We start from the raw sequence: 19,234 nt of genomic DNA, 5'->3' as shown, positions 1-19,234 counted from the left end.
GCATTTCAAAGCAATTAATTCTTAGTTCAACAAGCGTTAATCTTTAGTCCTATTTTTTCGGCTCTTTTTAACATAAACCCATAAGCAGCGTGATATTCATTGGGAATTTCTCCTTCTAATATGGCTTCTTTGATGGCTTCTTTGAGCATTCCGATTTCTTTGGACGGCTTTAAATTGAAGATTTCCATAATTTCTTCTCCTGATATTGGAGGTTGAAAATTACGAACATGATCACGCTCTTCAACTTCCACAATTTTCTTGCGAACAATTTCGAAATTATTGTGGTATTTCTTGAATTTACCGGGGTTTTTGGTGGTAATATCCGCTTCACACAAGGTCATTAAATTTTCAACATCTTCACCAGCGTCAAAAACTAAACGACGCACAGCAGAATCAGTGACGGTATCTTGCGATAAAACAATGGGACGTGAACTCATCATCACCATTTTTTGCACAAATTTCATCTTTTGGTTCAAAGGCATATGCAAACGTTCAAAGATTTTCTTTGCCATTTTTCCGCCTAAAAATTCATGTCCATGAAATGTCCATCCTTGTTTTTTATTGAAACGCTTGGTTGGCGCTTTTCCAATATCGTGCAATAAGGCAGCCCAGCGTAACCATACATCATCCGTATGTGGACAAATGTTATCTACCACCTCTAAGGTGTGATAGAAATTATTTTTGTGTGTGTGGCCTTCAATTTCTTCTACCTGATTCAAAGCGGTCAATTCCGGTAGAATTATGTCTAACAGTCCTGTTTTGAATAGCAACAAAAATCCAACGGAAGGTTTGTCAGTCGAAAGTATTTTATTCAATTCATCGACAATACGTTCACCCGAAATTATTTTAATTCGTTCCGCATTTCTCTCGATAGATTTTAGTGAATTTTCTTCAATTTCAAAACCCAATTGATTAGCAAAACGAATACCGCGCAACATTCTCAATGGATCATCCGAGAAAGTAATATCCGGATCCAGAGGTGTTTTGATTCTTTTATTTTTTAAATCTTCCAGACCATTAAAAGGATCTGATAATGCGCCAAAGTTTTTTGTGTTTAATGATAAAGCCAACGCATTAATAGTGAAATCACGTCTGTTTTGGTCGTCTTCCAATGTTCCGTTTTCTACAACCGGATTACGACTTTCAAAATGATACGATTCTTTTCTTGCGCCTACAAATTCAATTTCGGTATCTTCAAAACGCAGCATTGCTGTTCCATAGGTTTTGAAAACCTGGACTTTTGGTTTTTTTGGAAGTAATTGAGATACTTTTAAGGCTAATTCGATTCCGCTGCCAACGGCAACAATATCAATGTCTTTTTTGAAATCTCTATTCAAAATCAAATCTCTCACAAAACCACCAATTACATAACTTTCAATGTTAAGTTCTTGGGAAGCTTGAGAAATGACTCCGAAAATTTTATTGTTTAAGGCTGCTGTGTAATTCATTCATTTTCTTTGTTTTCTCGAAATGATAAACAATAACGTAATTTTATTTCCGTATCACTTTTACCTGCGAATCATTCGTCAATTTTATAATTGTTGATGGTTTTCCGGCAATTTTTTCGCGATGCAAATTTACAACATAGTCCACGCCTTTTATAATTTCGGGGCTAATTTCTTTGAAACTTTTTGGAGTAGGTTGTCCCGAAATATTTGCTGAGGTTGAAACCAATGGTTTTTTCATCTTTTCCATTAATTTAAAGCAAAAAGGTTCTTTCACGATACGGATTCCTAAAGTGTTATCCGGAGCAATTAAATTAGGAGCAATATTTCTTGGTTTGTCCAGGACTAAAGTTGTTGGATTTTCGGATAAATCCATGATCTGCCAAGCGACTTCGGGAATGTCCTTAAATACATTATACATCATTTTTTCGCCATTCATCAAAACAATCATGCTTTGGGTTTCGGCTCTTTGTTTGAGTTTGTATATTTTGGCAACAGCCTCAGGATTTGTGGCATCACAACCAATTCCCCAAACGGTATCGGTAGGATAAAGGATTATTCCACCGTCTTTTATTACTTCGTAAGCATTATGTATTTCCTGATTCATTATAATATTAGGTATTTAAATATAACTTTATATTTTTGCTAGAAATGATTATTTTACAAAGATAGCAATAATGGCAAAAATTAAACGAATAGCAGTAATAAGTACGCATTCATTTGGCTATATTGATTTTTTAGTTGAAAAGCTTAATGAATCGGAGAAGGTTGATTTGACTTATATTAATGTTGATCGCATCCCTTTTTCTTATGAAAATACATTGTATAAAATTTATAATTTTGTATTAAAAATGCTCTTTTTTCCGAGCCTAAAGGAACAGAATAAAACAAATTTTATTATAAAATCAATTGGTAAAGAAAATTTATTTGATCAGACTCTAATTATAAGACCCGATAAACTCGAGAGAAAAGCGTTGGTTTTTTTAAGAAAAAAATCAGTAGTAATGAGCTGCTTTTTATTTGACGGTATCGAAAATTTTAAAAACCAAAAAAAGACTTTATCTTTTTTTGATACAGTTTATAGTTATGATAAAAAAGATGTTGAGAAATATAAATTTCAATTTTTAACCAATTATATTTACGATGATACGATTCAAAACAATGCAATTGTCAACAAAGTTTTTAATATTTCTTCCTATGATAGAAGATTCCCTTTTTTAGAAAAGGTGGCTGATTATTTAGCTAAAAATTCCATTTCTTTCCGGTTTATAATTAAAAAAGATAAAATATTTGATCATAAAAATATTGAGATCATTAATGAATACTTACCTATTAGTGATGTTAAAAAAATAATAGCAGGCAGTTTAGTTTTGGTCGATGTTCAAAAGGAAAATCAATACGGATTGAGCTTTCGTATTTTTGAGGCCTTAGGCTACAAGAGAAAATTAATTACTAATAATCAGGATATTGTTACGTATGATTTTTATAATGAGAATAATGTTTTTGTAATTTCTGATAATAATTATGAAATTCCACTTGGTTTTTTCGAAACAGAATATATGGAAATAGCTCCTGAAATTCTTGATAGATATAAATTGGAAAATTGGATTTTACAGGTTTTTGGAGTCGATTATGATTCATAAAATTTTTTGGGATCTTTTTTAATTTTTAATTTTGAGATAATTAATTATATTCGCACAATAAATGACTTCCAAATGAGAGTATTACATTTTACAACTTCAAATGTCTGGCGAGGTCATGAACAAATGATTATAGATATTTATGAATCGTTTAGGGATAATGGATTTGTTGAAAATCAATTGATTATATGTGCGACTGATTCAGAGATTTATAAAGTGGCGACAGCAAGAAATTTAGGAGTGCAAACATTTGATTTTAAATCGGAATATGACCTTAGATTTGCTAAAAAATTTAAAAAAATTGTAACGGAGCATGGATCGGATGTAATTATGATCCACAATAGTAAAGCACACACCATAAGTGTTTTATCCGCTATTTTTTTTGGTTTAAAAATTCCCATGGTATTGTGCAGAACTTTAATTAAAAATATTGGGACTAATTTTTTTAGAAAATATAAATACAATTTTAAAGGCATAAAAAAAATTATATGTATATCGGATTCGGTGTTTGATATACTGAAACCTTCCATAAAAAATCATGATTCAATGACGGTTATAGGAAGTGTTGTTGATACGGAGCGGTTTGTTAATAATAAAAAAAAGGGATTCCTTCATACAGAATTTAATATACCGTTGGAGTATAAAATAATTGGAAATGTTTCGGCATTTTGTAAAGTCAAGGATCATTATACCTGGGTTAACACCGTAGAAGAATTGTATCGAAGAGGATTAAAAGCAAAATATATTTTGATTGGTGAAGGATCATTAGAACTCGAAATCAAGAATTATGTTAAATTAAAGGGATTAGAGAACGAAATTATTTTTGCAGGTTTTAGAGATGATATTCATAAATGTCTCCCTGAATTTGATTTGTTTTTATTTACCTCTAAAAGTGAAGCGACAGGTGGCGTAATATTGGAAAGCTATGCGTGTAATGTACCAGTTGTTGCTGCCAGAGCTGGTGGAATCCCAACAGTCTTATTGGATAATGTGACAGGTTTATTAGCAGAAGCTGGCAATGCAATGGATTTTGCCAATAAAGTTGAAATTTTAATTGAGAACAGTGCTATGCAAGATAAATTCAAAAACAATGGGTATGAATTTTTGATGACTACTTCGACACGTTTAATAATTGGCACAAAAATTTTAGATGTTTTGAATGAAGTAATTAAATACTAATTTGATTTAATTACAGTAAAAAAAAATATACGATGATTTATATAATAACAATATTGTTTTTAATCTTATTTGTTTTTTTGATTGTTCTGAATTTTCAATTTAAATTGTTTTATTTCCCTTCATCAAAAATTAGAATTTTAGAATATCATTCCATTTCTATAAATGGTTTTGAAGATCAGATAACAATTAGCAAAGAGAAAATAATTAAACAATTTGAATATTTAAAAAGTAATAATTATACAACTCTTTGGATGTCGGAAATGGATGAGTTGAAAAACAAAAAGCAGAAGTTGGCTCCAAAAATGGTTGTTCTTACCTTTGATGATGGGTTTTTAGATAATTATACGGAATTGTACCCTTTGTTGCAACACTATAATTTTAAAGCAGTTTGCTTTATGGTTTTAGGCAGAATAGGACAAGATGTTGATTGGAACGGAAAATATGTCAATGAGAATATGAAGTTGATGAATAAGCAACAATTATTAGAGATTGGTTCCCATATTGAGTTGGGATATCATACGTTTAAACATGATAATTACGCTGATTTAACGCTTGAGGAAATCGAAAAAGATTTGCAATTATGTCAGGAAATTGTCAAAAAAGAACATTTAAAAGTCTTTCCTGCATTGGCTTATACTTATGGGGGATATTATAGAAAAAAAGGAGTTAATCAGAAGCTGTTTTTTGGATTGTTAAAAAAGTATGGGATTAAATATGGACTTCGGATTGGGAATAGAATCAATATTTTTCCTTTGAAAAATAGTTACGAAGTACAGCGTATTGATATTAGAGGTACAGATTCAATGGAAGATTTTAAAAACAAAGTGGCTTTCGGACGAAAAAAAATATTTTAGGGACTTGCTGCAAAGAATTAAGTTAAAAAATATCAGTTTGATTTTTTAAAAAAAATTCTCATAAACCTTCAAATAGGAGGTGGCAGCAGCTGTCCAACTGAAACTTTCAGCTCTTTCTTTCATCAGTAATTCCATTTCATTTTGATTGTTATAGAAATGATTTAAGCCATCCATCAGAATTGTTTTCATGTATTCCGGGTCAAAATTATCCCAGTAATAAGCGTGTTTTCCACCAATTTCCGGTAAGGAAGTTTTATTGGATAAGAATACAGGTTTACCAAAATGCATCGCTTCTAGAGGGGGGAGACCAAAACCTTCACGAATGGAAGGGAAAAGAAAAGCATGGCATTTAGATAAATAGAATTGTTTTGTACGGTCATCCACTCTTCCAGTTAGAAAAACGCGATTTTGCAAGTTGTTCTCTTTAATGAATTTTGCTATTTCAATTCCATAGGGCTTATCGGAATTTCCCGATATAATTAAATTGAAATCGGCACTATGAACCATCATTTTTACTATCGTAAGGAAATTTTTTCGTTCCAGAAAGTCACCTATTGAGTATAAAAAAGGTTTGTCTAAAGAAATGTTTGAGATAAAATCAGAAGTATCCAAAATGGTTGTAATAGGATTTCCATTGTGAATTACATATTCAGGAACATTTGGAACTTTAAAGTATTGATGGGTTTGTTTTTTTGCAAATTCCGAGATGTAAGTAATTGCTGTGGCCTTTTCTAATTTTGTTAGAAGGAGTTTATTTACTTTATGATTCATGTCAGATGAAATTTCCTCTACAAAATTTACATCATGTATGGTAAGCAAATATTTATCTACTCGTAAAGGTTCCACTTTTGTATTTTGATTGACTGAGTGCCATAAATCATGCTTTTTTCGAGTCCTGAAAATGCGATGACGCGACAAGTTGGTGTACTTGTTATAGCTGAATTTATCGCCAAATTCTGTCTTAAGCATTTCCGGGTCTTGAGTATTTAATGTTAATTCCAACCCGTTAAATTCTAGTTGATACAAACCTTTAATTAACTCATAATTAAAAGTGCCTAATCCGGTTGCCTTATTTTTAAGGTTATGCGTTTCAAGAAAAACAGTTTTTATCATAGGTATTACATTGGATAATTTAGAATAACAGCCATAAACAGTAACTGTTTTTTTGTTACACTTATTTTTTTAGACTGTAATAAATGTAAAAGGTTTAATTTGTTTTAAAATGTAAATTTATAGTATTAATTATTTAAGCCCTATTTTTTTAAAAAGTAAAAAAGCATTTAACTATTTTTGCTTATTAAAAATACGCTAACCCATTGTTCATGCCACTATTTATAAATACTATATTCATTTCTAAAGAAAAAGAATTGAAGAATCACATTAGCAAATTTAATTCGACAGGGATTCTTTTTGGTGATGGAAAACGTAATAAAATTAAATTATTTGATTTGGAAGGTAAAATGATCAACATAAAATCGTTTAAAATTCCCAATACTATTAATCAGGTGGCCTATAAATATTTTAGAAAATCTAAGGCCAGACGCTCTTACGAATATGCCAACCGGCTACTTGAAAGGGGAATTGGAACTCCACAGCCCATTGCTTATCTTGAAAATTTCGCCTTGTTAGGACTACAGGAAAGTTTTTATGTCAGCGAACATCTTCAGGCTGAATTGACTTTTAGGGAATTGGTACTGGACCCTGATTATCCGGACCATGAAAATATATTGAGACAGTTTACTAAGTTTACTTTTGATCTACATGAGAGAGGAATCGAATTTCTAGATCACTCGCCGGGAAATACTTTGATTAAAAAAGGGGGACAAAATCAGTATGAATTTTTCTTGGTCGATTTAAACAGGATGAATTTTCATGACGTTATGGATTTTGATTCCCGCATGAAAAACTTTAGCAGGCTTACGCCAAAACCGGAAATGTTGAGTGTAATGAGTCAGGAGTACGCGAAACTCTATAATAAGAAATACGATGAAGTTTTTACTAAAATGTGTTTTTATACCAATGATTTTCAGCTGAAATTTCATAGAAAAATCGCCAGAAAAAAGAAACTGCTATTTTGGAGATAGCGGTTGTTTGTTATTCCAAAGTCGTTGCAGTTGCCGATATCTAATATGAATGCAATAGGCATTCAGATAACAAATAATCACTCCTTTTTTTCCATCAAGAAACCCAAAACGAACAATATAATTATATAAAAAATTATAGACTGGATGAAAGAGATGAAGTAACCAGGAACGTTTTTGTTTCCTGATATACTTCTCTTGAGCTTTAAGCTTTCCGTAACGGATTATTTTTGTTTTATAGGAGTCATAATTGGTATACGAATAATGAATTAGTTTGTTTTTAAGGATGCCAATTTTTCCGTCTACTTTTAATTTTTCATGAATCAGCCGGTCTGATGTATATTTAGCATAATTTTTATGGAAAAGCCTAAATATTTTATCATTTTGATTCCCGCTGAAATGCAATGCTTTGTTGCCAAACATAAAAGTTCTCGGAAATAAAAAAGCAGCGTATGTTTGGTTATTTTTTAGGGTAACCACCATTTCATTTTTTAACTCAGCAGTTAATCTTTCGTCAGCATCCAGAAATAAAACCCAATCATTTTTTGCCAGTGAAATAGTGAAATTTCTTTGAGAACTATAATTTTCAAACTTATTTTGAATAAATTTTACGTTTTCGAATGATTTACAAATAGCCTCTGTGTCGTCTGTGCTATATGAATCTACAACAATAATTTCGTCAGCAAAATTCAAATCAGCTAAAAGCGCTTTCATTTGATTCCCCTCGTTTAATGTGATTATTAAAACCGAAATTTTTGTATTGTGATTGTATTTCATTAGTTTTGAATGTTTTACAAAAAAAAACAGGTTTCTGATATGTTTCCGTTTTACTTTTAAGTATTATTTTAAATGAGTTTTTAAGAAAGTATTTAATGCAGGAAAAATTAACCCTGGAGTAAACTCTTTGTAAAATGAAACGGTTTCTTTTTTTATTGTTTTAGCTGTTTTACCTTCAAATAAATTCGGCTTGAACTCTTTTAAATGAAGCGAAACATGATTGATTCCATCTTCAAAGGTTGCCCAACCTTTTTTGTCAATCCAGGGTGAAAAGAGTATGAATGAAGGTTTTTCTAATGCTTTTGCCATATTTATTGCCCCGCCATCGTTGCCAATGATCATGTCACAATAATTCATTATAGCAATAAATTCACGAATATTTTTTCCTAAGACGGAGAAATAAATCTTCTGTTTTGTACTTTCTTTACATCCATTGTAGATCGTTTTTGCATCTCCAATTTGCTTTGGAAAATAATTAAAAAGAATATTCACATCGTCTTTGTCTGCAATGAAATCAACTAACTGCGACATATATTCCAGAGGATATGTTTTGTCAGAACTGCTTCCAATTATGCTGAGCATAATAGTTTTTTTGGATTGGCTTATTCCGTGCGATTCAAAAAGAGAAATCGCAAAATTGTTCTCTTCTTTCGTTACAAAAATTCTGGGAAATGTTTCTAATACACTATCCAGATGTAAAGGATTCAATAATGCTAATCGCTGCTCTATAATCAGACCTAAATTAGAATTAGTCGTTCTTTGTCTTATTACCGTATCGGTATAAAGAAAGACTCTTCCTTTTTTCCAATAAGAAATTTTTTGTTTTGCACCCGAAAATAATACAACAAGCCAGCTTTCTAATTTGGAATAGGCATCGATAACAATGTCATATTTTTCAGCTCGAATGGATTTTAGTAATTTGAGGTATTCCCATTTGCTTTTTTGATGCTTTTCTTTAAAAATGATAAGATTGTCAAAACTTGTATTTCCTTGCAAAACAGCAATTGTAGATTCGTAAACCATATAATCGATTTGCGCTTTTGGATAGGCTTTACGCAAATTGTCGCATAATAAGGAGCTTACTAAAACATCTCCAATCATTTTTTGTTGAATTACAAGTATTTTCATTCGAAGTAAATTTGAAAAAATTATGCCTTTGTTTTCAAGTAATTCATCGCACGAGGACTGATCCACGTTTGTTTTTGTATTGCATTAAAATAATATAGGAACAGCTTTTTAAGCATTAATCGATTCACTTTTAATTTTGGAATAAAAAATAAAAATAAGCTTAAAAGCGACAGGATTATTTTCTCACTTATTACTCCTAAAATCAATAAGCTCTGCAAATAGATTTGTGTTCCTATTGAAAATTGATTGCTGATATAAACGTGTTTAGAAATAATCACTTCCGTTTTTGTAAGTGCTTTTGTCTTGATATTTAATCGGGATGCACCGCCGTGTTGATGGAATATGGTTGCTTTTCGGGTGACGGCAACTATTGCTCCGTTATCAGCTATTTTTTTACAAAGATCAACATCTTCAAAATACAGCCAATAATCTTCGTTCCAACCTTTGATTTTGTTAAACCAGTTCTTGCTTATGAAAATGACTGCTCCGGTAACCCAATCTGGGTAAAACAAATCATTGGTATTGTTAAAACGTCTTTCCAGTTTTGCTTTGTTCAGCTTTCTGAAAAATGATCTTGTGATTCCGAAAAATCGTCCTAAAGCCGGAAATAAATTATTCTGTTTATAAAAAACATTGTTTTCATTTATTTGCAAACAAGATAAAATGCCAATTTCAGGATGCAAAACGGCTGTTTGTAAAAGCGTTTCCAGGGCTTCAAGAGTAAGTTTTGTATCTGGATTTAAAAAAAGGAAATGGTTTCCCGTAGCAATAGCTGCACCAAAGTTGCAGCCATTTGAGAAACCATTATTACCAGAATTTTGTATAAAAGTAAACTTGGAATATTTTTGTTTAAAAACAGGAAATTGTCCGTCATTAGAAAAATTATCGACAATGATAACTTCGAATGAGAATGTTTTCGAAATAATTGTATCAATAGATTCTAAACACTCGTCTAAGGCTTTCCAACCACGGTAATTGACAATAATTATTGAAATATCCAATAGCTCTTTTTATAAAGATTTTTAAACGAAAACGGATTATACCGCTACGTCATATTCGCGTAACGCATTATTCAAAGACGTTTTCAAGTCAGTTGAAGGCTTACGGGTTCCAATGATTAAAGCACAAGGCACTTGGAATTCACCAGCAGCGAATTTTTTAGTGTAACTTCCAGGAATTACAACAGAACGAGCTGGAACAAAACCTTTCATTTCAACTGGAGTTGCTCCTGTAACATCAATAATTTTTGTAGAAGCGGTCAAACAAACATTGGCACCAAGAACTGCTTCTTTCCCAACATGAACCCCTTCAACAACAATACAACGAGAACCAACAAAAGCACCGTCTTCAATAATTACCGGAGCTGCTTGCAAAGGTTCAAGAACACCACCAATTCCGACACCACCACTTAAATGTACGTTTTTACCAATTTGAGCGCAGCTTCCTACGGTTGCCCAAGTGTCTACCATAGTTCCTTCGTCCACATAAGCACCGATGTTTACATAACTTGGCATCAATATAACACCGCTGGAAATATACGCACCGTAACGCGCTACTGCATTAGGAACCACACGAATCCCTTTTTCTGCATAGCCTCTTTTCAATAGCATTTTGTCGTGATATTCGAAAATGCCGGATTCTAATGTTTCCATTTTCTGAATAGGGAAGTACATTACTACTGCTTTCTTAACCCACTCGTTCACTTGCCATCCCTCGCCAACAGGCTCGGCAACACGCAATTTTCCTGTGTCTAATAATTCAATTACTGCTCTGATAGCATCAGTTGTTGTCGCTTCTTGTAACAAAGCACGGTTTTCCCACGCTTGTTCTATAATAGTTTGTAATGGATTCATTTTAATTAAATTTTTGACAAAGATATGGTTTTTACCGAAAAGCAAAAAGGCAAATTGATTTGAAAATGTTATAGATTTAACTTGCTTTGTATTTAATGTTTTTTAAATGTTGTAAATTTGACTAATAAATGAGATTCATGACACTATGAAAGATAATTTCTCTAAACAAGCTAGTGAGTATTCTAAATTTAGGCCGCAATATCCTGATGAAATGATTCGCTATTTGGTTTCATTTGTCAAAAATAGAGGGGTAGCACTTGATATTGCAACAGGAAACGGACAAGTGGCACACAAACTTTCCAGATTTTTTAAAACAGTTTATGGAATTGATATTAGCCAGAACCAACTGGATAATGCTATTTCAGCACAGAATATCATTTATAAAATAGCTGCTGCCGAAAACACCTTTTTTAAAAATGGTGAATTTGACCTGATTACAGTGGCGCAAGCGGTTCATTGGTTTGATTTTGATTCTTTTTATAATGAAATATACAGGATTTTAAAACCAGAAGGAGTCTTTGCTGTGCTGGGTTATGGACTGTTTTCCACAAATGCGGATTCGGATAAAATAATACAAAATTTTTATCATAATATAGTAGGACCATATTGGGACACAGAACGAAAATATTTGGATGAAAATTATAAAACGATTCCATTTCCATTTGATGAAATTGTTGCAAAACCTTTCGAAAATCATTTTACATGGACTTTTGAAGAGCTCATAGGATATTTGGAAACATGGTCCGCGACACAACATTATATTTCAAAAAAAAATGAAAATCCTTTGGATTTGATCTCTGATGAATTAAAAACGGCTTGGCAAAAAAATGACAGGAAAGTGACATTTCCCTTGTTGCTGAGGATCGGAAAATTAAAATAGTTACCTTTGAAAAAAATAGACAAATGCCAAGAATTCTCGCTATAGATTACGGACAAAAACGTACTGGAATTGCTGTTACCGATGAAATGCAAATCATAGCTTCGGGTTTAACTACCATTCCATCAGCAACAGCAATTGCTTTTTTAGCAGCTTATTTTGCCAAAGAAAAAGTAGAGGCTGTGCTTATCGGTGAACCCAAACAAATGAATGGTGAACCTTCAGAAAGCGCTTCCATAATTAAAGGATTTGTAACGCATTTTACCAATCACTTCCCGGATATGAAAGTCATTCGGGTGGATGAACGATTTACTTCAAAAATGGCTTTCCAAACCATGATTGACAGTGGTCTGAACAAGAAGCAACGTCAGAATAAAGCACTTATTGATGAGATTTCGGCAACGATAATGCTTCAGGATTATTTGACCCGAAAAAAATTTTAAAATTGGGGTCAGAAGTACAGTCGAAAAGGCTGAGTTATTTTCATAATATCTTACTTTTTAACAATAATTTGTTATAATTTTTGTGATTTTATGAAGTATCTTTGCGCTTTAAATTATTGTTATGCCCGATACCACCATTCGTACAAATAGTGAAGTAGTTCTGATAGGAGCTGGAATTATGAGCGCCACTCTTGGCTTAATCCTAAAAGAATTACAACCAGATATAAAAATTGAAATTTACGAAAGATTAGACATTGCTGCTGCTGAAAGTTCTGACGCATGGAATAATGCCGGAACAGGACATTCTGCTTTTTGTGAGCTGAATTACACTCCTGAAAGTGAAGATGGAAGCATTAGTCCTAAAAAAGCAGTCAGTATTGCAGAATCTTTTGAGGTTTCACGTCAGTTTTGGGCTTATTTAGTCCAACAGAAAAAAGTATCATCCCCTGAAAATTTTATAAAAAGTATTCCACACATGAGTTTTGTTTGGGGTGATAAAAATGTGGCATACCTTAAAAAAAGATTTGAAGTATTACATGCTAATCCGCTTTTCAAAGAAATGCTTTTTAGTACCGATTTTGCTCAGTTAAAGCAATGGATGCCTTTAGTTATGGAAGGCAGAAAGGAGTCTGAGAAAGTTGCGGCAACTTCGATGGCAATTGGAACGGATGTGAATTTTGGAGAATTAACCAGAAGCATGTTCAATTATTTAACTCAATTGGAAGGGGTTACAATACATTTTCATCACGAAGTTAAAAAATTGAAACAACGTGAGGATAAATCTTGGAGGATAAAAATTACAGATTTGGCCACAGGCCAAAAAAGAAAAGCCTATACTAAATTTGTTTTTATAGGAGCTGGTGGAGGGTCATTACCATTATTAGAAAAAGCAAACGTTCCTGAAGGGAAAGGTTATGGCGGTTTCCCTGTAAGTGGACAGTGGCTGAAATGTACCAATCCGGACGTCATTGCAAAACACCAGGCTAAAGTATATGGCAAAGCTAGCGTAGGTGCGCCACCAATGTCTGTGCCACATATTGATTCCCGAATGATAAATGGAGAAAAAGCATTGCTTTTTGGACCTTTCGCAGGATTTTCCACTCGATTTTTAAAAAACGGATCGTATTCGGATTTGCCATTGTCTATAAAACCAGACAATATCATTCCTATGATCGCGGCCGGGATTAAAAACATTCCCCTTACCAAATATTTGATTGAGCAAGTGCGTCAATCACCAAAAGATAGAATTAACGCATTAAGAGAATATGTTCCTAGTGCAAGATCAAAGGACTGGAAATTAGAAAGAGCAGGACAACGCGTACAAGTTATAAAGAAAGACGAAAAAGAAGGCGGAATACTAGAATTTGGTACTGAAGTAATCACAACTGCTGACGGTTCATTATCTGTTTTGCTTGGAGCTTCTCCAGGGGCTTCAACTGCAGTTTCGATTATGATAGATTTAATAGGAAGGTGTTTCAAAGAAGAGATGAGAAGACCGGAATGGCAGGAAAAATTAAAAATGATGATTCCGTCGTATGGCCAGGCTTTGAATACGAATCCGGCTTTATTGGAGGAAATTAGAAAGAATACTGCCGAAATTCTAAAACTGAATAATTAGTTCTTATACTATAAAATAAAAAACGCTGGTTTTTAGATATTCAATCTTATTCCAGCGTTTTTTTTGTTTTAAGATTGCATTAATTCTTTTGTAGTCTTTACAATGTTTTCGGATAAATTAGTGAGCCAGATTAACTGTTCTATTACCAGTTGTGCTTCCTGCATTTTGAGTTGGAATGCTTCCTCATCAATAGGAACTCCTGCTTTTAATTCTTTTTCTCTAATGTTTTTTAACTCCGTAAAACGCATGGCTAAATCTTCTTTTGGCAGATTTTCTTTTAGATCTAAATCATTTTCTTTCAAAAGCGCAATAGCGTTATCCAAATTTTTAATTACAGTATCAACCACCACATTAAATGCCTCAGAAGCCGATGTTGTTTTGTGCGACTGAATGTAAGTTCCCAACGATGCTGAAGCAGAAAGTAGGGAATGATTCAATATAGCCAGTTTGTATACTTGCGGTAGTTGTTTTTGTTTTGATTTGGGTTCTTGAATCATTCTTTGAAAGGAAGCCATTAAATTGCCGATTTCGATAAAAGCATTCTTTCTGGCTAATCGGTAGGAAGTGGAAATAGTTCCTTTCTTATTGTAAAAAACAGAGATTTCCTTTAGGTAATTTTCATTTGCTTTAATAGATTTTTCCAAATAGATGGGGATATTTAAAAACTCCCATGAAGGCCATAAAAAGTGATTGGCAAGAAAGGCTAAAGCCGCTCCCACAATAGTGTCAAGGATTCTATATTGAATAACATCAGTGATATTGGGAGTTAATATTCCATAAATAAAAACAATATACATAGTCACAAATGTAGCGCTGACTTTATAATTTGTTTGTGTAAATGAAAATCCCAAAAGCATACAAAGAATCGAAAAAATACTGATTACAATGCTATTGTGTACCAATGAAAGAACTCCAAATGCGATTAATCCACCTAAAATAGTTCCAAAAATTCGATGAAAAGACCGTTGTTTTGTTAAGCCATATCCAGGTCGCATGATTACGATAATAGTTAGCAAAATCCAATAGACATTGTGAAATGGCAATGCATTACCAATGATAAAACCAATTAGAATGGTGATGGTTAGACGTAAGGAATGTCTGAAAATAGTAGAGGAAAAACTGAGATTTTCTATCAGCGTATTCAACGGGTAGTACTGTGGTGTTAGAAATTTCTCCAAGTCTTTGTCCTTTCCTTTAAAATCCAGTGAATTGATAGCTAAGGTAAATGCGCGTTCTACAATTTTTATTTTTTCGACTTGTTTTTCGGCATATTGAAGCATGGTCGTCAGCATGAAAACACCTTCAGAAGCAGCAACTTTTCCTAAGTCATTTTCGTATTCTGTAATGGCAAGTTGCAAGGCATTCAAATCCCCAAGTAAATTGTGCTTGGAAATGTATTTCGTTCGGTTTTGTACACTTTTGTATACTTGTTTTAAACTTGCCGCAAGATTATAAGCCAGGTTTTGATAGGTTAATAACACCTTTGGATGATCGTCAAATTTCTGATGCAGTTTATCATGATCGAAAGAGGTGGATAATGCAAGTTCCAGAATTTCTATCAATGAAATAAAAACAATAAGCATTTTTCGGTTTTGATTAGAAGAACCAGAATTAGTATGACTGCTAATAAGTACTTCTCTTATATTTTGGCGAATGGTATTCAGTTCTACCTGAAGATGCAATTGTTTTTCAATAATTGCTTTTTTATCCGCATTGATGGTCCATAAATCGCCTCTTAGTTTTAAGTATTTTGCAGTAAGTTTGATACATTCAGCAATTTGTAATTCGATATAACGATGCGGGCTTACATAATGAAAAATAAGTGAGATCAGGAGGTAAAACAAGCCTCCTGTAAGAATTAGACCTGAATATTGAATCATTTGCCAGCCGGTATGCAAATGTGCAAATGCCAATGCAACGGCAAGTAGTGCCGAGAAAGAAACCGCTGTAGCTCTTTTTTCATATACAGAAAGCATCGATAGCAGGAAAATCAACAGGGCTAAAAAAGGATAAAAAATCCAAGAATAAGGATGCATGCTATTCACTAACAAATTGAGGCCAGCCACTAGAAAAGCAGTAACCAGAACACCATTGATTTTATGTTTCAGCGTGCTTGGAATGTCGCTTGGGTACGTGAAAAAAGCGCCCAGGGCTATTGTAAATCCTATTTCAAAATTGCCAAGAAAAGAAAATAACAAAACAGGTATAACGGCTGCTATTGTTACTTTTAGTGCATTGTTGAAATAGGTGCTGTCGGTAAATTTTCGGATTCTGTAAATCATATCATTGGATTACAAACAAAGGTAAGAATTGTAAGAATTATTCAAAGGATAAAGAGAGGTGTTTTGGACTTAATTGTAAAAAAATACTATTTATCAATTCTGGATTATTCATTGTCTATTTTTTTACTATTTTTGCAGACTGAATTAAACGGAAGCGTAGTAAGATTCTAGAAGATAATACTTAATATAACAATAATGATTTTACCAATTATAGGATATGGTGATCCTGTTTTAAGAAAAGTAGGAGAAGTTCTTTCACCGGAACATCCAAACTTGAAAGAAACAATTGCCAATATGTACGAAACGATGTATAATGCTTCTGGTGTTGGTCTTGCTGCACCGCAAGTAGGATTGGCGGTCCGCTTATTTATAATCGATACGACTCCTTTTAGTGATGATGAAGATTTGGAAGATTCCAAACAACAGGAATTAAAAGGATTTAAAAGAACTTTTATCAATGCGAAAATGATAAAAGAAGAAGGTCCCGAATGGAGTTTCAATGAAGGATGTTTAAGCATTCCGGATGTTCGTGAAGATGTCTATCGAAATCCAACCATAACTATTGAGTATTGCGAAGAGGATTTTGTAATGAAAACTGAAGTTTTTGACGGATTGATTGCCAGAGTAATCCAACATGAATACGATCATATTGAAGGAATTTTGTTTACAGACAAAATTTCGACCTTAAAAAAACGTCTGATTCAAAAAAAACTTAAAAATATCTTAGAAGGGAAAACATTCCAAGACTACCGAATGAAATTTTTTGGTAAAAAAGGAAGGTAAAATCACCTTCTATAGCTTTATCTTGGTATGGTTTTTGGTCATAAATGAAAAAAAATAAATAAGTCAAATTCTTAATAATAATTACAAAAAAACATGAATTTAGAAAAAATATTAGCCATTTCTGGGAAACCGGGTTTATATGTATTAAGAGTACAAACGCGTACTGGTTTTGTAGCGGAATCATTATTAGACGGAAAAAAAATCACAGTAAATTTGAAAAGTAATGTGAGTTTGTTGTCGGAGATTTCAATTTATACGTATGAGGGCGAAAAACCATTAGCTGAAATCATGCAAAAAATTGCTGATAAAGAAAACAAAGGTCAAACAATTTCTCATAAAGAAGATAATGCTATACTAACGGCTTATTTTAAAGAAATTTTACCTGATTATGATGAAGAAAGAGTATATCCATCAGATATTAAGAAAGTTTTAAACTGGTACAATATGCTTCAGGCAAAAGGTTTGGTTATTGACGAAGTGTCGGCTGCTACTGAAGAAATACTAGTTGAGGAGGAAGTTGTTGCTGTTGCTGAAGCGACAGCAGTGAAAGCTACGGCAAAAAAAGCAAAAGCAAAAAAAGAGTAATTTCAATTTTTTTTATACTATTTAATCCTGTTCAGCTATTTTCCTGAACAGGATTTTTTATTTTTACAAAAAAACAGATCCGATGAATTCAAGACAAAACCAATTGCAAGCTTTCGAAAGATTATTAGATATTATGGACGATTTGCGGGAAAAATGTCCCTGGGATAAAAAGCAAACCATGCAAACGTTGCGTCATCTTACTATAGAAGAGACTTACGAACTAGGCGATGCTATTTTAGATAATGATTTAAATGAAGTCAAAAAGGAATTGGGGGATTTGTTATTGCATATTGTTTTTTATGCCAAAATAGGAAGCGAAACGAATGATTTTGACATGGCGGATGTATGCTATGAAATTTGTGAAAAGTTAATTCATCGTCATCCTCATATTTATAGTGATGTAGTGGTAAAGGACGAAGAAGAGGTGAAGCAAAACTGGGAAAAATTAAAACTCAAAGAAGGAAAAAAATCTGTTCTTGAGGGAGTTCCAAAAAGTTTGCCGGCATTGGTAAAGGCCAGCCGAATTCAGGATAAAGTAAAAGGAGTAGGATTTGATTGGGAAGAACCGCATCAGGTTTGGGATAAAGTGCAAGAGGAATTAGGAGAATTACACGTTGAGGTGGAAGCAGGCGACCAGGATAAAATTGAAGCCGAATTTGGAGATGTTTTATTTTCGATGATAAATTATGCCCGATTTCTTAATGTAAATCCCGAAGATGCTTTGGAAAGAACAAATAAAAAATTCATTAAACGATTTCAATATTTAGAAAGTAAAGCGGAAGAGTTGGGAAAACCATTAATGGATATGACTTTGGCCGAAATGGATGTTTTTTGGAACGATGCGAAGAAGTTGTAGCATTCAGTTGCAGACCTGGTTCTCCAAATACAACAGCTTGGCGAGAGAAATGATGCTACTCCGCTAATTTTTTTAGCTTATTGATTTCTTTCAAAACGATCTTTTTTCCTGATAATTCAATCAATCCTAATTTCTTAAAATCAGATAGTAGGCGAATACAGCTTTCTGTGGCTGTGCCAATCATACTGGCTAATTCATCTCTTGAAAGTTGGACTTTCAAAGAGTTGTCTTCATTTTTACCGAAAGTATTGTGTAAATAAAGAAGTGTTTCCGCTAATCTTTCTTTGACTGTTTTTTGGGCCAGATTGACCATGCTGTCATCTGCTTCTTTTAGATCACCACAAATAGTTTTCATCACATTCATCGAAAACTGATTGTTCCTATCAAAGAAACTCATTACTTCGGTTTTTGGAATAAAACAAACCTCCATGTCTTCTAATGCAATAGCACTCAAATTCACCGGTTCTTCACTAATCATGGAACGTTGCCCTAATAATTCTCCTTTTGTAACAAGTTTTACAATATGATCTTTACCGTTTGGGCTCAATTTGGTTAGTTTGCAGACACCATCTTTTATGCAGTAAATTCCATTTACATTTTCACCTTCTTCGAAAATGACTTCGCCCTTTTTTATAATACGAGATGTTTTACAGTCCGAGAGATGCACCAATTCAGTTTTGGTAAGTGCTTTCAAAGAGCTGAATTCTCTAACGATACATTGTTCACATTTACTCATGATAGAAAAGACATTTATAACTGAACAAAGTTAGCTATTTATATGACAAATATCATGTTTTTAACGTAATCTATTTACAACCTTTGTTGCAGGTAAA

General features: G+C 33.0%; 19 protein-coding genes. 10 read left to right on the top strand and 9 right to left on the bottom strand.

The annotated features are described in order from the left end of the window. Positions 1–26: 26 nt before the first annotated feature. Positions 27–1,448 (bottom strand): CCA tRNA nucleotidyltransferase, encoded by a 1,422-nt coding sequence (locus ACNQGH_RS05965; protein WP_417955074.1) that lies wholly within the window; start codon positions 1,446–1,448, stop codon positions 27–29. A gap of 43 nt (positions 1,449–1,491) precedes the next feature. Next, positions 1,492–2,052 carry an L-threonylcarbamoyladenylate synthase gene (locus tag ACNQGH_RS05960; RefSeq protein ID WP_417955073.1) on the bottom strand — a complete coding sequence of 187 codons (561 nt, stop codon included), beginning with the start codon at positions 2,050–2,052 and terminating at the stop codon, positions 1,492–1,494. A gap of 70 nt (positions 2,053–2,122) precedes the next feature. Between ACNQGH_RS05960 and ACNQGH_RS05955 the strand changes: the two genes are divergently transcribed. The 3 genes from ACNQGH_RS05955 (at position 2,123) to ACNQGH_RS05945 (ending at position 5,118) form a co-directional block, all read left to right on the top strand. After that, on the top strand, positions 2,123–3,088 hold the full coding sequence (locus ACNQGH_RS05955; protein ID WP_417955072.1) for a WaaS/CpsH family glycosyltransferase: 966 nt from the start codon (positions 2,123–2,125) through the stop codon (positions 3,086–3,088). A 72-nt stretch (positions 3,089–3,160) separates the two neighbouring features. Beyond that, positions 3,161–4,264: a glycosyltransferase gene (locus tag ACNQGH_RS05950; RefSeq protein ID WP_417955071.1), complete on the top strand. Its 1,104-nt coding sequence runs from the start codon at positions 3,161–3,163 to the stop codon at positions 4,262–4,264. A 32-nt stretch (positions 4,265–4,296) separates the two neighbouring features. Beyond that, entirely contained in the window at positions 4,297–5,118 is an 822-nt protein-coding gene (locus ACNQGH_RS05945) for a polysaccharide deacetylase family protein (protein WP_417955070.1), read from the top strand. A 45-nt stretch (positions 5,119–5,163) separates the two neighbouring features. On the opposite strand, the gene ACNQGH_RS05940 is transcribed toward ACNQGH_RS05945, so the two are convergent. Further along, positions 5,164–6,231: a glycosyltransferase family 4 protein gene (locus ACNQGH_RS05940; protein ID WP_417955069.1), complete on the bottom strand. Its 1,068-nt coding sequence runs from the start codon at positions 6,229–6,231 to the stop codon at positions 5,164–5,166. Between the two features lie 209 nt (positions 6,232–6,440). On the opposite strand from ACNQGH_RS05940, the gene ACNQGH_RS05935 reads away from it, so the two are divergent. Next, complete coding sequence (locus tag ACNQGH_RS05935; RefSeq protein WP_417955068.1) at positions 6,441–7,202, top strand: lipopolysaccharide kinase InaA family protein; 762 nt, start codon at positions 6,441–6,443, stop codon at positions 7,200–7,202. Here the strand turns inward: ACNQGH_RS05935 and ACNQGH_RS05930 are convergent. From ACNQGH_RS05930 to ACNQGH_RS05915, 4 genes are all read right to left on the bottom strand, one after another. After that, positions 7,188–7,976 carry a glycosyltransferase family 2 protein gene (locus ACNQGH_RS05930; protein WP_417955067.1) on the bottom strand — a complete coding sequence of 263 codons (789 nt, stop codon included), beginning with the start codon at positions 7,974–7,976 and terminating at the stop codon, positions 7,188–7,190. The two genes, ACNQGH_RS05935 and ACNQGH_RS05930, sit on opposite strands and share 15 nt — an antisense overlap. 63 nt (positions 7,977–8,039) lie before the next feature. Next, on the bottom strand, positions 8,040–9,104 hold the full coding sequence (locus ACNQGH_RS05925; RefSeq protein WP_417955066.1) for a glycosyltransferase family 9 protein: 1,065 nt from the start codon (positions 9,102–9,104) through the stop codon (positions 8,040–8,042). Between the two features lie 20 nt (positions 9,105–9,124). After that, a complete protein-coding gene (locus tag ACNQGH_RS05920) occupies positions 9,125–10,105 on the bottom strand; it encodes a glycosyltransferase (protein ID WP_417955065.1) in 981 nt (326 codons plus the stop codon). Positions 10,106–10,141: 36 nt separating this feature from the next. Further along, positions 10,142–10,957 carry a 2,3,4,5-tetrahydropyridine-2,6-dicarboxylate N-succinyltransferase gene (locus ACNQGH_RS05915; RefSeq protein ID WP_417955064.1) on the bottom strand — a complete coding sequence of 272 codons (816 nt, stop codon included), beginning with the start codon at positions 10,955–10,957 and terminating at the stop codon, positions 10,142–10,144. 145 nt (positions 10,958–11,102) lie between these two features. On the opposite strand from ACNQGH_RS05915, the gene ACNQGH_RS05910 reads away from it, so the two are divergent. The 3 genes from ACNQGH_RS05910 (at position 11,103) to ACNQGH_RS05900 (ending at position 13,895) form a co-directional block, all read left to right on the top strand. Beyond that, positions 11,103–11,837, top strand: a complete 735-nt coding sequence (locus tag ACNQGH_RS05910) for a class I SAM-dependent methyltransferase (protein WP_417955063.1) — start codon at positions 11,103–11,105, stop codon at positions 11,835–11,837. Between the two features lie 23 nt (positions 11,838–11,860). Next, on the top strand, positions 11,861–12,277 hold the full coding sequence (ruvX, locus tag ACNQGH_RS05905; RefSeq protein ID WP_417955062.1) for a Holliday junction resolvase RuvX: 417 nt from the start codon (positions 11,861–11,863) through the stop codon (positions 12,275–12,277). Between the two features lie 121 nt (positions 12,278–12,398). Continuing rightward, complete coding sequence (locus tag ACNQGH_RS05900) at positions 12,399–13,895, top strand: malate:quinone oxidoreductase (protein WP_417955061.1); 1,497 nt, start codon at positions 12,399–12,401, stop codon at positions 13,893–13,895. 68 nt (positions 13,896–13,963) lie between these two features. On the opposite strand, the gene ACNQGH_RS05895 is transcribed toward ACNQGH_RS05900, so the two are convergent. Further along, entirely contained in the window at positions 13,964–16,177 is a 2,214-nt protein-coding gene (locus ACNQGH_RS05895) for an FUSC family protein (protein ID WP_417955060.1), read from the bottom strand. A 195-nt stretch (positions 16,178–16,372) separates the two neighbouring features. Here ACNQGH_RS05895 and def point away from each other — a divergent pair, with 195 nt between their 5' ends. The 3 genes from def (at position 16,373) to mazG (ending at position 18,401) form a co-directional block, all read left to right on the top strand. After that, the gene (gene def, locus ACNQGH_RS05890) at positions 16,373–16,960 is read left to right on the top strand and encodes a peptide deformylase (protein WP_417955059.1); all 588 of its coding nucleotides are present in this window, start codon (positions 16,373–16,375) and stop codon (positions 16,958–16,960) included. A 93-nt stretch (positions 16,961–17,053) separates the two neighbouring features. After that, a complete protein-coding gene (locus tag ACNQGH_RS05885) occupies positions 17,054–17,545 on the top strand; it encodes a DUF5606 family protein (protein WP_417955058.1) in 492 nt (163 codons plus the stop codon). 82 nt (positions 17,546–17,627) lie between these two features. Beyond that, positions 17,628–18,401 (top strand): nucleoside triphosphate pyrophosphohydrolase, encoded by a 774-nt coding sequence (gene mazG, locus ACNQGH_RS05880; RefSeq protein WP_417955057.1) that lies wholly within the window; start codon positions 17,628–17,630, stop codon positions 18,399–18,401. Between the two features lie 55 nt (positions 18,402–18,456). On the opposite strand, the gene ACNQGH_RS05875 is transcribed toward mazG, so the two are convergent. Then, a complete protein-coding gene (locus tag ACNQGH_RS05875; RefSeq protein WP_417955056.1) occupies positions 18,457–19,137 on the bottom strand; it encodes a Crp/Fnr family transcriptional regulator in 681 nt (226 codons plus the stop codon). Positions 19,138–19,234 lie beyond the last annotated feature (97 nt).

This window comes from Flavobacterium kochi (assembly GCF_048286715.1).
GTDB lineage: Bacteria > Bacteroidota > Bacteroidia > Flavobacteriales > Flavobacteriaceae > Flavobacterium.
The sequence above is the reverse complement of the archived record's forward strand: the minus strand, read 5'-3'. Positions and strand labels throughout refer to the sequence as shown.